Origin of the sequence: Streptomyces sp. AA1529 (assembly GCF_000280905.1) — a bacterium.
GTDB lineage: Bacteria > Actinomycetota > Actinomycetes > Streptomycetales > Streptomycetaceae > Streptomyces.
Genome location: NZ_ALAP01000047.1, coordinates 1 through 15,244, shown reverse-complemented (window position 1 = coordinate 15,244; position 15,244 = coordinate 1). Strand labels below are relative to the sequence as shown.

The following is a 15,244-nucleotide window of genomic DNA, read 5'->3' as shown; positions in this document are numbered from 1 at the left end:
GCGGAGCCGGTGGGGAGTCCCAGGACGTCCCTGACCACTCCCTCGGCGTCCGGCATCCTGTCGAAGGCGGCCAGTGCCTTGGTGACCGCGGGCAGCGGCAGCCACCCGGTCAACGGGCCCTGCTCCTGTGCGCCCCAGCGCTCGGCCGCGTCGGTCAGCAGAGCCAGATATCCGCTCGCCGGCACCGGCACGGCGCTCTGCGCAGCACCGGAGTGCTGCCGCGCCAGCGCTTCGAACAGGTCCATGGTGAACCGCAGCGTTCCGGGACGGTTCAGCGCCGGATCCGCCTGCCGGCGCGCCTCCAGCGCCCCGATGCCGCTCACCAGCTCGCGGTAGTCCGCGCGGCTCGCCACATCCGCGCCGAAGACCACTCGCAGCGCCCGCACCAGCCGCAGCGTCCGCTCCCGGTCCTCCGGGGAGGCCGGACCGGGGTCGTCGTGCAGATGCGCCCACCGTGCCACCTCGTCCAGCGCCGCGCCCTGCGGCTCGGGGTGGAAGAGCACCCACTGGGCGTCGCCGCCGCGGATGTCGGTGTAGGCGGCCTGCAGCGGCGGATCGGACTGGCCCACCCTGAAGAGGGTGGAGTTCCAGAAGACCGTGGCGTAGACCGGGCGGCCCGTCTCGTTCGCGATGTGCTGGGCGCCGGCCATGTCCTCCAGCGGATCGGCCGCGTCGGGTATGCCACGCAGGTTCGGCGGGTTGGAGGTGACGCCCTCCGGGGCGAGCATCCCGCGGAAGCACTCCTCCAGCACGAGGGGATGCTCCTGCGGCAGCCCGGACAGCGAGACCTGGTAGGCGACCCTGCGGGCGTGTTCCTCCAGGCCGACGCCCTCCACGCCGTCCCGCGTCAGCCAGGCGGCAGCCCCCGGCGTGCCGTGCATGGACGAGAAGAACGGCGCGGGCTTGCCCTCGCCCACCCAGGGCAGCTTCCGGACGGCCTGGTAGCGCAGCCGCCCCGACGTGACGACCAGGTAGTTCTCCGCTTCGCGGATCCGCTGGCCGGTGTGGGACCGGCGCCAGTCCGTTCCCTTGGTGAGGTCGATCGAGATGAACCCGAAGACGCGGTGGTCCGAGCCGACCAGCGGGTAGGCCACCTCCCGGCGGTGCCAGTCGACGTCGGCGCCGTCCTGCCGCGCGCCCCGCGCGGTCTGCGGATCCCGCACCAGCCAGCGGGAGAGCACCCGCTCCTCCCGGCCCTCCAGCACGAACACGCGCCGGTCGCCCTCCCCCGGCTCGGAGACGGACAGTCCGCCGTTGGGGGCCCACGCGCTGCGGTCGAACCGCAGGGCGAGCCCGTCCGGGAGGTGGAGGTTCCGCCCGGCCGCATCGGGGACGGCGACCAGGAAGGGGACGTCCTTCGCGAGCTTCCGGTGCCCCGCGTCGAACTCCATCAGTTCGGTGAACGCCTCGAAGGGCACCTGCCGCCGGAATCCCCTGAGTCCGCGCACGCGGACCCGCTCCGGGGCGCTCTCCGAAGCGGCGAGGACATACGGGCTCTCGGCGCCGCTCCACCCGGCGGCCTCCGTGGCGAGGGGGGTGCCGACGGGTCCGGTACGCGTCGCCGACGTGCTCAGGTCCAGGCCGGCGGGCAGCCCCTCCCGGGTCCAGTCCCAGCCGCGGGGACTGCGCTCGCTGCCGAGGCGGAAGCGGCCGTCGAGCACTCCCTGGTCCACCAGGTGCAGCGCGGACAGGCTCGCGAGACTCCGCGCCTGGGCCGCTCGCGGATCCCGCACGAGCCGCAGCAGTTCCTCGGCCCCCGCGGGGGTGTCCGGCTCCCCCGGCTCCAGCATCAGCACCTGGCGGGCCAGCGCGAGCGGGTCGAACACACCGTCCCGCAGGTCCGGGGTCCGGGCGCGCAGCCGGTCCAGCCGCCGCATCGCCTCCAGCGACCCCGCGGGGATCGTCCTTCCCCGGTAGAGCATCGTCAGGAACCGCTGGTAGTCCGGCTGCCCGGTCCGCTCCGTCGAGATGGGTACGGTCACCGGCGCGCGCGGAACGCCGGACTGCGAGGCCGGCCCGGAGTCGGGCGACGGCGCGTGGGCCAGCTCCCGGAGAGAGGTGAGCGTCGCCGTGTCGAACGTCCCGCCGTCGGTCGCGTCGTCCACCGGGCGTGCGAACACCCTCGGGCGGGGTGTCGGCGCGCCGGGGTCGGCCGGGGGCAGGGCCGTCCTGGAGGTCGCCCCGCCGGAGGCGGGCATCAGCGGCGCGGGTCCCGGGTCCGGGGAGGCGCTGCGGGTGGGCGAGCCGCCCGGTGTGCTGGCGGGTGTCGCGGTCCCGTTGGGGGTGAGCGGCGGCGAGTCCGCGTCCTCGGGGTGGGCCACCTGCCAGGAGCCCCGGGGCGCGGGCTGTCCGCTCGCGTCGGGATACACCGCGAGAGTGCGGACACCGGTGACCGGGTCGGTCCACACCCCGGTGGGGAAGTCCGAGCCCCAGGTCCACTTGCCGGTGTTGCGGGACAGGATCCCCAGGCCGCCGTCCGCGGGGTGGAATCCGTTCAGCGGCGGCTGCTGACTCGTCACGACGAGCGGCGCGTTGGGCAGCCGCACGCGCACTACCGGGTCGTGGTAGGCGAGTGAGCCGAGTACCTCGTCCACCGGCTCGTCGTCGGCGAGGTCGTAGACGAAGGGGGGACTGTCGTCAGCGGACGCCCAGGGTGCGGGTTCGGTGTCGTGGACCTCCAGCGTCCTGCCGTCGGCTCCCAGGGACAGCAGTGTGACGGTGCTCAGGTCCACGGGGTCGGCGCTTTGGGCCGGCAGGCCGAAGGACCTGCCCCACGGGGTTCCGTTCTCGTCGGTGTTCAGCGTGAACGAGGACAGCTCGCCCTTCCACTCCCGGCGGAAGGCGATCAGGTCGTCCATGTTCCAGGGGTCGCGACCGGCGATCAGCGCGTCACGCACCACCAGCCCGGCCTCACCGAATCGGCTCGGGGCCGGGCCGGGCAGCCGCAGCACCTGCTCGGCGAACTCACCCTCGTCCTGGATCGTGCGGAGGAACTCGGCGGCCCTGGCCTGCGCCCACGCGGTCCGCGACCAGTCGGCCTCGTCGACCGGCTCGCCGTCGTCGGGCAGGTCCAGCAGTTCCCTGACCCGTCCTTCCGGATCCGGAGCGGCCGCCAGGTCCGCCAGCGCGCCGGTCAGATCGGGCAGCGCCAGCCAACGGGTCAACGGGAGCCGCCGCCCCCTGCCTCCCTGGTTCGCCGCCGCCTTCAGCAGACGGTCGTAATCGCCGACGGTGGCCCCCGGTTCACCCGGGCCGACGCCCGCGTACTTCCGGACCAGCGCGTCGAACAGCTCCATGCTGAACAGCCGTGCCCCGGGATGTTCTTCCAGAGCCGGGTCGGCCGTCCGGCGCATCTCCAGCGAACCGATGCCGCTGACCAGCTTGCGGTAGTCCTTGCGGCTCGCCACGTCCGCGCCGAAGACCAACCGCAGCGCCCGCACCAGCCGCAGCGCCTGCTCCCGCACCTCGTCCGGCGCCCGCCCACGTCCGTCGTACAGATGCGCCCAGTCCGCGATGCGGTCCAGGGCCCGGCCCTTCGGCTCCGGCAGGAAGCGTGCCCACTCCGCGCCGGGACTCCGCTCGTCCGTCATCAGGCTGATGACCATCTCGTCAGGATGGTTCGGGGGGATGAGGCCCTGGGCGAAGTTCATGGCGAGCGTGTAGTTGGAGGCCCAGACCTCGCGGTCGGCCTCGTTCGCCACGTACTGCCCGGCGGCCGGTTCGGAGAGCGGGTCGGCCCCGGCAGGCCTCCGCAGCGGGTCGGCCGGACGCGAACGGCCGGTGTGCACCGCAGGGTTGGGCAGGCTGCGGTCCGTTCCCCCGGGCATCGCGCCGAAGCAGGAGAGCAGGGCCAGCGGATGCCTGCGCGACAGGCCGAACAGCGAGACCAGACGCGCCACCCGGCGGCCTGTCTCCGGAGCGTCGACCTCTTCCATCCCGTCCGGGGTGAACCAGGAACTCGATCCCGCGCCTCCGTGGTAGTTCACGAAGACAGGACGGGGCCGTCCGCCCTCGAGCCAGGGCAGCCGGTGCGGGACGTGCAGACCGAATCGGCCCGTGCGCAGGGTGACCCACGACGTGGTGTTGTCCAGCAGGCGTGCCAGGGCGCTGCGGAGGTAGCCCTGGTCCGGCTCGGCGGGGAGGTCCATGGAGATGAACGCGTTCAGCCGGTGGTCCGAGCCCGCCAGGGGATAGGCGATCTCCGGCCGGGCCCAGTCGACCGCACCGCCGTGCGGCAGCCTGGCACCGGCCCGGACCTCGGAGGGGTGCCGGAGCAGCCACTGCGCATGCAGCCCGACATGTTCCCGGACCGACAGCACGAACACGTGCCGGTCCGAATCGTCGGTCGACGGAACCCACCGGCCGACGCCGTTGGGGGCCCAGACATCGCGGTCGTGGCGGTCCGCGAGCGCGTCCTGAAGATGCATGTTCCAGGCGCTGGCCTCGGACATCGCCAGCAGAACGGGAACGTCCCGAGCCGCCCGGTCCAGCTCGGCATCGAACCCCATCAGCTCGAAGAACACCTCGGGGGGCACCCGCTGCGAGAAGCCCTCCTGACCCCGCACCCGGATCCCCGTCCGGTCGGACTCCGCGGTCAGCAGATACGGGTCGGGCCCGCTGCTCCACGGCGCGGAGCCGTCGTCGGCGAAGCGCACCGTACCGTCGGCGGGGTCGACCACCTCCAGCGCCGACCTGGTCACGTCGGCACCGAGCGGCACACGCGGCCTGTTCCAGTCCCAGCCCCGCCAGTCCCCTTCGGGACCTCGACGCCGGAACCGGTCGTGCAGCACGCCCTGGCGCACCAGCCGCACCGCGGACAGACCCGCCAGGTTCGCCACCCGCTCCGCGCGCGCGTCCATCGCCACGGCCAGCAGCTCCCGCCGGTGCTCCGGCGTCACCGGCTGCTCCGGGTCCAGCAGCAGCACCTGCCGGGCCAGCGGATCGAGGGCGAGCGAGCCGCCCTGCAGCGACAGGTGCTTCTTCCGCAGCGTGTCCAGCCGGGCCAGGGCCGACCGCTCCGCGGTGCGGGGGCGGTCAGCGAACCGGGGGCCGTGGAGAGTCCGGAGGATCCGGTCGTAGGGGTCCGCAGGAGCCGGGATCGCCGTGGGGATCCGGGAGCCCCCGCGCCCGCCCGGCCCGCCGGACAGCCCCGTGGGCGCGGTCCCGATTCCGCCCTGCGGCATGCTCGTCTGCGGCGCCTGCCGGCGCGCGTACGGCGAGCGCACCGGTGCGTTCTGCGACGCGTCGGCCAGGGACGGCACGGCCGACGAGGGCCGGAACGGGGACGTCGGGTCGCCGACCGGCTGGGTGAGCACGCGCCGCGGAGCAGTGCGCGGTGCCGCGGCCGAGGACGTGACGGTGCCGGGAGCGGACGACGCCGCGGGCCCGGCGGCGGACCGCGGCGCGGGCCCCGACGGCGCCGTGGCTGCCGGGCCCGGCATGGGCTCCTCGTCCGTCTCGGAGTCGAGGTCGGACTCGTAGCCCGCCTCCGCGTCGGAGCCGAGGCCCGAGTCGGACTCGGTCCCGGACTCGCTTCCGGAGCTGGAGCTGCTGCTCGTCTCGGAGGCGGCCTCGGAACCGGTCGTGGAGCCGGAGGAGTAGCCCGAGTCGCCGCTGGACTCCGACTCGGAGCTCGAACTGGAGCTGGAACTCGAACTGGAGCTGGAGCTGGAACTGGAACTGGAGCTGCTGTACTCGGAGTCGGACTCCGTGCTGGAGTCGGAGCTCAGGCTGCTCGACTCGGAGCTGGACTCCGGGCTCGTGCCGGACTCGGGATCCCCCTCGGCGAACCGGGCCCGCTTGCGCGGCGGCGAGGCGTCCGGCCGTCCGGCCGCTGTCGGCTGCGGCCAGGTGACGGCGGACGGGCCGGGGCGGGACGCGTGCGGGGGCGCCGAGTCGATGAGCGCGGCGGCGGAGGCCGGGGACGCGCCGGAGGTGTCCGCGAGCTGCTCCCGTACGTCCAGGTACGGGACGTACCCCCAGACGTCCTGCGGATCCGTGGCGTCGTCCTGGTCGAAGTACACGGCGAGGGTGACGCGGCCGTCCCCGTCCCGGTGCAGCGCCACGGGGTGCGTGCTGGCGTACCAGTCCTTGGACGTGTGGAGGGCGACCTGCGCCGGCAGGCTGTCCACTTCGAGGTCGTCGCTGTCCGGCATGGCCCGGCCGACCGCCAGGATGCCCAGCTCGGGTGCGTTCGGCCCGCGCAGCAGCGGATCGCGGGAGGCGAGATCGGCGAACGCGCCCGTCGGCGCGTAGCCCTCCCGCGCGTGGTACACGAACGGAATCGGGCCGTCCGGCTCGTCCTCGTCGTGCCAGGGCGCGGGGACGGGACGTTCCGGTCGGAACGAGCCGTCCGGCTGCTGCCTCATCGGGGTGATGACCGTGTGGTCGAAGTTCCCGTCCCCGAACTCCCCGGTGAAGTCCCGGGCCCAGGCCTCGTCCGCGACGTCGGTCAGCAGCGCCTCCGAGGACAGCACTCCCTCCCGCTCCAGGTCGAAGGAGGCCAGCGCGGCCAGGTCGTCCGGGTCGCGGCCGGCGGCGATCGCCCGGACGGCGGCGAGGTGTGCCTCCGGGAACCGTGCGGGGTCGGCCCGGTCCAGGCGCAGGACCGCGGCGGCGAACTCTCCCTTGGCCGTCGCATCGGCATCCCAGCCGACGATCCGCGCGGCCTTGACCTCCGCCCACAGCAGCCGCGACGCCTCCGGCGCCCGCAGCGGAGCGCCCTCCGGAAGGCCCAGCGCGTCCCGCGCCAGCGCCTGCGGGTCGTTCGCCTGCCGCAGTGCCCCCAGCGCCGCGGTCACCTCCGGCAGCGCGATCCACTGGGTCAGCCCGCGCTCCGGCTGCTCGGCCCGCGCGGCGATCGCGTTCTCCAGCAGCACGGCGAGCGACTGCCGGCGGTCCGCCTGCGACAGTCCGGCCGGCGGACCGGTCTCCCCGGTCTGGTCCCGGTGCTTCTCCCCCAGCAGTTCCAGCAGGTTCGTGGTGAACAGCGGGGCTCCGGAGCGGCCCAGCCGGACGTCCTGACGGCGCATCAGCTCCAATGCGCCGATGCCCTGCACCAGCACCCGGCTCAGTCGTCCCCGCGGGTCGTCGGGATCCCGCAGGGACAGCGCGTGCGCATCCACGGAACGGTAGTTCCCGTTGCGGTCCTTGAAGGGCTGGAAGGCCGCGCGCAGCACCCGCACCAGCCCCAGGGTCTGGCTCCGGACCTCGGCGGACGCCGGCCCGGTGCCCTGGTGCAGGCCCATGCCCCGGGCGAGCGCGTCCAGCGCTTCGCCCCGGGGGCTGGGCTGCGCGACGGGGTACACGTGCTCCGGGGGCAGCTCCTGGGACCGCGGGTCCAGTTGCACCTCGAACACGCCCTCGTCGGCACCGATGCCGGGCAGCGGCACGTTGGTGACGCCGACGGTGGACAGGTGGCGGTGCGAGAGCACCGTCCTACCGAGCGCGTCCGCCACGTGGTCCGCCTCGGACCGGTCGAACAGCGGGTCGGCGCCCCCCGGATCCGTGTCGTGGACGGAGGCGCCCTCCTCTCCGAGGGTGCCGGGCTGCCGCGGCATCATGCCGTAGCAGTGGTCCATCACGAAGGGGTGGCTGTCGGGCAGACCGGTCAGCGCCACCAGCCCGGCGACCAGCCGGCCGGTCTCGGGACCGGAGGTGGTCCGCGTCCCCCGCGGCGTGTGCCAGGCGGTGGTGCCCGCCAGTCCGTGGGCGACTCCGAAGACCGGAGAGGGCAGGGCCTGTGCGACCCAGGGCACGGTGCGCGCTTCCAGCCGGTCGGCGTCGGCGTAGCGGATGACGTACTTCTCGACCGGGGTGCCGGCGGTGAACCGGGAGTAGAACGAGGTGGTGTCCCAGCCCCCGTCGTTCTCCTCGGCGAAGTCCATCGAGGCGTAGCCGATGAGGCGGTTGTCGTCCCCGACGAGGGGCCAGTAGGACACCCGTCGGCTCCAGTGGGCCGCGTCGCCCAGGCCGCGGGCGGCGACGGCGCGCACCGTGTCCGGGTCGCGGCGCAGCCAGCCGCCCAGGGGCTCCTGCCGCTCCCGGGCGGTGATCGCCAGCACGGAGCGGTCCGGGTCCTCCGCCGTCCGCGTCCACTCCAGCCGCCCGCTGCTGGAGAGCACGTTCATGCCGTACCGGGACACCAGTCCGTCGGCGAGGTGGATGCCCCGGGAGCTGACCTGGGGCATCGCCAGCAGGAGATCGGTGCCCTGCGGGACCCGCGCGGTGTCCGGGTCGAACGCGGGCAGTTCGGTGAACACCTCGAACGGCACCCGTCGCAGCCGCCCGCCAAAGCCGGGCAACGAGATCCAGGACGGGCCGCTGGACGCCGAGTAGAGGTACGCGGCCCCCCAGGGGGTGTCGATCAGCTTCTCGGCACGCGTGCCGTCCTCGCGCTCGACGACCTGTGCCGCCACCGCGAGATCGGCGTCGCCGGGTATGCCGTCCGCGCTCCAGTTCCAGCCCGCCGGACGGCCCTGCGCGCCCGTCGGCAGCCGGTACCGGTCGGCGAAGAGTCCCTCCCCGTGGGTGGCCAGGTGGTAGGCCGAAAGCTCCGCGAGGCTCGCCGCCCGCGGGCGCTGGAGGGCCACCCGCAGCAGTTCGGTGACGGTCGCGTCGGTCAGCTGCTCGCCCGGATCGAGATGCAGCACACTCCGGGTCAGCCTCGTCAGGTCGAACCGGCCGCGCGCCAGCTCCGGGTGCTGCCCGCGCAGGCCGTCCAGCCGGTCCAGCAGCGCGTCCAGCGCGCCCTCGCGGGCGGCCGCGGCCGGATCGAGCGCGGCCAGCAGCCCCTGCACCGCACGGTACTGCGGCTCGGGGAGGAGTTCGCCCTGCTCGTCCTCGGAACTGTCCATCGACATGTCCGAACTGCCGGACGTGGAGACGACGGGCGAGGACGGCACCGGCCCGGGACGCCCGGAGTGCGGCCACGAGGAGCGGATCGCGTCCCCCGGCACGTTCCGGGTCGCGTCCTCCGGCCCGCCGGAGGCCGACGCCCCGGCGGCGGTGTCCACAGGACGGGAGACTCCCGGCCGGTCACCGACCTCCGCCACCGGCCGGGTGAGCACCGGGCGGGCCGCGGAGGCCGGTGCGGGCTGCGGCGGAAGGGTGGTGGCCGAGTTCCTCGGGTCGGCGGCGAGCCCGCTGCGGCCCTCCCCCGCGTACTCGCGGTTGACGGGCGCGTCGACCAGGGCCTGCCAGGCGTCGGCGGAGGGTGTGCTGCCGGGTGACAGCGGCAGCGCGTTCGGCCGCACCCGCCCGGACGGGTCGACGAGTACGGCCCGCGCGTCCAGCGGTACGAGGGCCGGCGGCCCGTCCGAGACCGGCTGCCTCTCATGGCCGGGCGTCAGGTTCACCCAGGCCACGCCGCGTACGTCGGTGTCCGGGAGCCGGTAGGCCGTCCAGGCGTGGCCGGGCAGGCCGCCCTGGTTGCCGGCGAGGACGACGGCGAGGGTGCCCGGTGCGGAGCCGCGCAGCGCGTCGGCGACCACGTCCCAGGAGCGCACCGACGCCCAGCCGGGGCCCGGCGCCAGCGCGTACTCGGTCGCGCTGCGACTGCTCGTCAGGTCGTCGAGCGCCACTCCGGGCCGTACCCCGCCGCCGGGGAACAGCCGGTCGGTCAGCCGCCGCACGAGTCCGGCGCAGGGGCCCAGTGCGGAGATCGCCACCGGGCCGCGGGCGATCACCTCGTCCGCCAGCTCCCGCAGGTCGCTCCAGGTGCGCGCGGGGGCCGGTTCCGGAACCGGTGCCAACCGCGGGTCCTGCGCCGCCCGCGTCGGCGTGGGTGCGCTCTCGGGCGGAGTGTCGGTGACCGGTTCGACGGCGGTGCTGCCCGCGTAGCGCTGGTCGCTCGTCGGCACCCATCGGGTGGTGGTCTCGCCGTTCTCGGTGACGGACTGCCGGGCGTAGGAGGTGGTGTGGAACAGCTCGACGGTGCGGGGCGCGTCGGCCGGGCCGACGGCCTGGTGGCGCCGGAAGTCGAGAGGGCCGGCCCCCTCGCCGTACCGGTCGGCCCGGAAGATCTCGATGCGCACGCCGAGGACATGCGCCAGCAGCGGCAGGAACGCCTCGCCCTCGGCGGAGTTCCAGTGGTCCGTCCAGTCCAGGACGGCGGCGGTGAGCGCGGTCAGTTCCCGGTCGTCCAGCGGCTCGTGGCGGAGCAGGAGGTCGGAGAGTTCTCCGCGCAGCCCCTCCTCGGTCTCGAAGGCGGTCTGGTCCGGGAGCGGGACGCCCAGGTCGGCCAGCCGGGTGACGAGTTCGGCCAGGTCCATCCCGGCGACGCGGGCCGCGAAGGAGTCGTCGCCCAGGTTGCTGAGGCGGTACTGCCACAGTGCCTCGGTGGCACCCCGGCCGCGGTCCGCCTGCAGCCGGTCCGCGACCAGCCCCCGCACGGCGGTGAGCACGGCGGCGTGGGGAGTGTCCGGCAGCGCCTCGGAGGGGCCGGCCAGATCGCGGCGGACCCGGGCCGGGTCCGCCAGCCAGGCGTGCGCCTCGGGAGCACGTTCGGCCAGTCCGGGGAGCCGGTCGCGCAGCAGCGCCGGGTCGCTCGCCAGGACGGCGGAGAGCATGCTCTCGCCGTCCTGCGGGACGGGCAGCGGGGTGCCCAGCGGGCGGGTGGTGAGCGTGCTGTCCTCGGCTGCGCCGTCGTCCCACAGTCCCCGGAAGGCGGCCCACGTCTCGTCGTTCCCGGGCCGCCACGGGTCCGTGGTCCCGTCGGTGGTGGTGCCCTCGTCCGCGGGGGGCTCGGGGGCCGGGGCGGTCTCCTCGGCGGAGGTGCCCGGGTCCAGCGGAAGCACCGATGCCACGACCGTCTCATCCGCGGTGGTGTCCTGGCCCTGGTCCTCCGGAAGCACCGGCGGCGCGTCCGTCTCACCGGCGGTGGTGGCCGCCGCCTCCGGCCGCGAGGACGTCGTCCCGGTCCGCGCGCCGTCGTCCGCGACCGCTGCGGCCTTCCTGGCCTGCACTTCGGCGTACGGATTCGCCTTGAGGCCGCCTTGCTCCGAGACGGGGCCGTAGAGCCGTTCCAGCAGCGGAAGCAGCGCCGGGTCGTTGTCGCGCACCCACTGGGCGCCGTTGTTGTGCGGCTGGCCGGTGTACGGGTCGGTCCCGGTGTTGGTGCCCAGGTAGGCGTTGGAGAGCTGGGCGAAGTACTCGTATTCGTCGTGCGAGGAGTAGTTCGTCCCCGGACGGCGCCCGCGAGGGTCCTGGTAGGGACCGTCGGGCCAGTGCACCGGCTCGAACTCGTCGTCCTGTCCCCAGTTGAGCGCCCACTCGTTGATCCGCTCCTGCTCGATCTTCGCTTGGTAGACGGACCTGATGTGGTCCACCACCGGCATGGGCAGCGCCGTCATATGGAGGGCGTGCGCGAACTCGTGGGACGCGTCGGAGTAGCCGTCGGCCGAGTGGGTCTTGCGGGAGAGGCTGGTCTCCTCGCCCAGCAGGTTCTCCTCGGCGAACCCCGCGTGGCCGTTCCAGAAACCGCCCCGGCTCTCCTCCCACGCTCCCCCGTGGGCCGCGGCGGTTCCGCGCAGTTCGGTGAACGGAGCGAAGTCCGTGAGGGGCCTGTCCCTGGGTATCACCACCGCGCGGAAGCCCGTGAGCAGCATCCGCATCGTGGCGTTGGGGCCCCGCAGCAGGACGTCTGCCGGATCGTCGGACGCGGGCGCCTCGGACCCCTGGCGGGACCAGTTGTTCGGGTCCCGCAGCATATGGGCGAGCACGTCCTGGGCCGCGCTCCGGGCGGCCTCGGGCTCGTGCACGCCCTCCGGTACGCGCACCATCAACTGTGCCGCCGTGGCCCCGAAATCCTTCCGCGACAGGCCGTCCAGCAGAGCCCGGATCAGCTTCCGGTCCCCGGCCAGCCTGTCCAGCTCGGTGTCCGGGAGGAGCGCCAGCGCCTCGGTCCGCTCCTGCGCGGACATCCCGGGCAGCCGCGCCGCCAGATCGGTGAGAGCGGGCGGGAGGGACGGGACGCCCGGCCGGGCCGTCGGAGTGGGGGCACCACCGCGTCCGCGGGGGCGCAGACCGAGATGGCGCCGGTTGCGGTCGGCGAGGGTGCGGGCGGTCTCGCGGGGAACGTCCTCCGCCAGCAGGTCGGCGACCTCCCGGACGGCACGCACGTACCGGCCGGCCGCATACCAGGACAGCGCCTCGACCGGGTGCAGTTCCAGCGGCAGGACCAGGCCCATGGCGGTGTCCCACGCCTGGCGCAGGGCGTCGGAGCCGGTCTGCTTGGTGCCGCCGGCCAGTTCGGCGTTCGTCCGCGCGAAGTCCGCGTACGCCTCCTGCCAGGTGCGGCGGGCCATGTTCGCCGCCGTCTCGTCGAGCACCCCGGACCATGGCCCGGACCGGACCATCAGCACCCGGACCCGGTCCACCGGCGCCAGCGCGGCCAGCGGCAGCCGGCTCGTGGGCACGGCGCCGGGCGGCGGGACATCCGCCTTCCGCAACTCGTCGGCGGTGACGGCGTCGTGTGCTGCGGGATCGGCATCCGCCAGATCCGCCAGGTCGGCCGGGAGGTCCGCGGCCGTCACCCGCGAGGCGATCCAGCGCCGTTCGGCGGCGTCGTGCGCGAGGTGCGGCACCGCCGAGAGATCCTCGCTCTCGTCCCAGGCCGTCGGATCGACACCCAGCTCGCGCAGCCGCTCCGCCGCGCTCTCCCACTTCCCGTAGGCACGGTCGGCACCGACCCGGGCCGCCGCGAGCGCTGCGTCGGTGTCGGTGCTGCCTCCGACGCCGGACTCCACACGCGCGCCGATCTGCTCGATGCTGTCCAGGGCCGCGGCGAAGTCGGCGCGCGCGGCGTCGAAGTCCGCCCGGGCGAGGGCGATCTGCGTCTCCCGCCGGGACACCTCCGGTGTGCTCGGTGCCGGGATCGGGTCCGCGCTGACCAGCGTTCCCTTGCCCTTGTCCGCGGCGGTCGGCGGGCCGGCGGGTGCGGTGGCAGCGGATTCGCGGGCCTCGCGGTCGGTGAGCGGCGTGGCGGAGCCGTCGTCCTCGGCCAGCGGCCCGGAGGTGGTGACGACCTTGGCCGGGGACGGCGGCGGGACGGCCGGGTCCGTTCGGTCGGGGCCCCCGGACGTGGTGGCCACGCGGTCCGCGGGCGGCAGTCCCAGTTCGTCGCGGGCCTCGTCGGCGAGCGCCACCGCGGAGTCCGCGTCCGGCCCCGCGGCCAGCAGGTGCTCGGCGACCTTCCGTACCGCGCCCCGGAATTCGGCGCCCGCGTACCGGGAGTCGGCCGACGCCGGATGCGGGCCGGGCGGCAGCACCAGTGTGAGCGCGGACTCCCAGGCGCGGGCGGCGTGTTCGGCCGCGGCGTCGTCGGAGACGGCGCTCTCGGCGGCGGCTGCCGCGAAGTCCTCGTACGCCGACTGCCAGATCCGTTCGGAGGCCTTGGCCGCGACCGTGTCGAGTCCGGGCGTCCAGGATGCGTCCCGCACCATGAGGAACTGCGTCAGCTCCAGCGGGGTGAGCCGGCTGTCGCCCACGGTCAGCAGACCGTTGTTCATCTCGGCGGCGGTGCGCTGGACGGGGCCCGGGGTGAAGCCCGCTTCCTCCAGTTGGGCGAGGCTGATCATCGCGTCGGAGGGGAGCGGTGCGGGGCTGCCGACGACATCCGCGTCCGCCAGCTGCTCCGCGATCCAGCGGCGCTGGGCGTCGGAGCGGTCGACGCGTGGCACCTGGTCGGCGGTGGAGCGGCCGCCGGCCGTCCCCGGGCCTCCGGTGGCGGTCTGAGTGGGCACGGCCGCGGGGGGTGCGGGATTCTGCTGTGCGTCATCCTGCGGGGAGCCCGAATCGGGGGTTCGGCCCGGGGTCGGTTCACTGCCCGGGTCGGCGTCCGGCTGCGTCTCCGGGGTCGACTGGGGGTCCGCGTCGGACTGCTGTCCGGCGTCCGGCTGGTCCAGGTCGGGGTCGCCGGTCTCGGAGCCGTCCTGGACGTCGGGCCTGCGCGTGCCCTGGTTGCCCGACTGCTGGTTCCCGCCCTGCTGGCCACTGCCCGACCGGCCCCCGGTGTGCTGGTCGGGGGACTGCTGGCCGCCGGGCGACTGGGAGACCGGAGGGGTCGATCCCATGGTGGGCGGCGCACCGACGGGCCCCTGCTCTCCGGGGGCGAGGTTCTCCTCGTCCAGCAGCGTGTTGACATCGGAATCGCCGGGATTGCCGAACCGGCCGGGCGCGTTCCCGGATCCCGGAAGCCCGGTCGGCCCGCGGCCCGCGCCCGGCCCGGAGACGTTCTTGTCCGCGTCCCATCCCGACGCGTCCAGGTCCGCGCTCTCCGGCGACAGGTTGAGCAGGTCGTTCTCGCCGTAGCTGTCGCCGTACCCGGGCGCAGTACCGAAGCCCTTGCTGAGGGGCGGGCTGAGGTTCGACACCGGCGGCGCGAGGCTCGAAACCGGCGGGAGGCTGCTCAGGGGCGCCCCGAGCGGGCCGGTCGTCTTCGGGCCGACCGGCGCCGAGCGAGGAATGTCGGAATCGGTGGAACCGGTGTCGGACTCGTATCCCGAGTCGTAGTCGAGGTCGGTGGTGGTGGTGGGGGGCCTCGGCGAGTAGGCGGGCGGCGGCGAAGAGGGCGTGCTGGTGCCGGTGGTCGGCGTGGGCGTCGGCCCGGTGAGAGGGTCGTTCTTCGCGTAGGGCGGCGCGGGGCTGACGGCCGGCCTCGCCTCGGGGAAGACGTCGTTCTCGGAGTAAGGGGGCGGCGGGGTCCCGGGCCCGGAGCCGTTCGGCCGATCGCCTCCGTCGCCCGGGCCGCCGGTGGTGTAGCTGTTGTTGATGTAGTTGGTGAAGAGGTTTCCGTTCGGGAAGAGTTTGTTGTGGAGTGTGTGGCCGGGGGTGGTGAGTCCGGTGTGGAGGCCGCCGTGGACCAGGGCGCTGGTGCCGCCGCCGACCCAGTCGTTCCACTGGAACTCCCATTTGCCGTAGACCGCGCCGACCACGAGGAATCCGGCCAGGCCCTCGCCGGCTCCGTGGGCGAGGAAGGTGACGGGGACGTGCCAGAGGGTGTTGGTGATCGGGTCGGGCCTCTTGAACAGGTTGTTCAGGTTCGGGTTGTCGAGGTAGTTGCGCGGGTTGAACTGGTTCTTGCCCGGGCCGGGGAAGTTGTTCTTGTCGACCTTGAAGAAGACATCGACGTCGAAGTTGTTCTTGAAGAAGTTCGAGAAGGTGTTCTTGAGGATGTTCCCGATCTTGTTGAACAGCTGGATGAGGCCGCCGGCGCCCAGGCCCTGCAGGCCCGAGACCCAGATCG

Annotated in this window: 1 protein-coding gene (cut by a window edge); it reads right to left on the bottom strand. The window is 74.2% G+C overall.

The genetic code is table 11. The features are described 5' to 3' along the window. Positions 1-15,244 carry part of the coding region annotated (locus A949_RS33435; protein ID WP_037706402.1) for a lonely Cys domain-containing protein on the bottom strand (this coding region is incomplete at both ends). Its footprint begins 25,940 nt before the window's first position, so 15,244 of the 41,184 annotated nt are shown.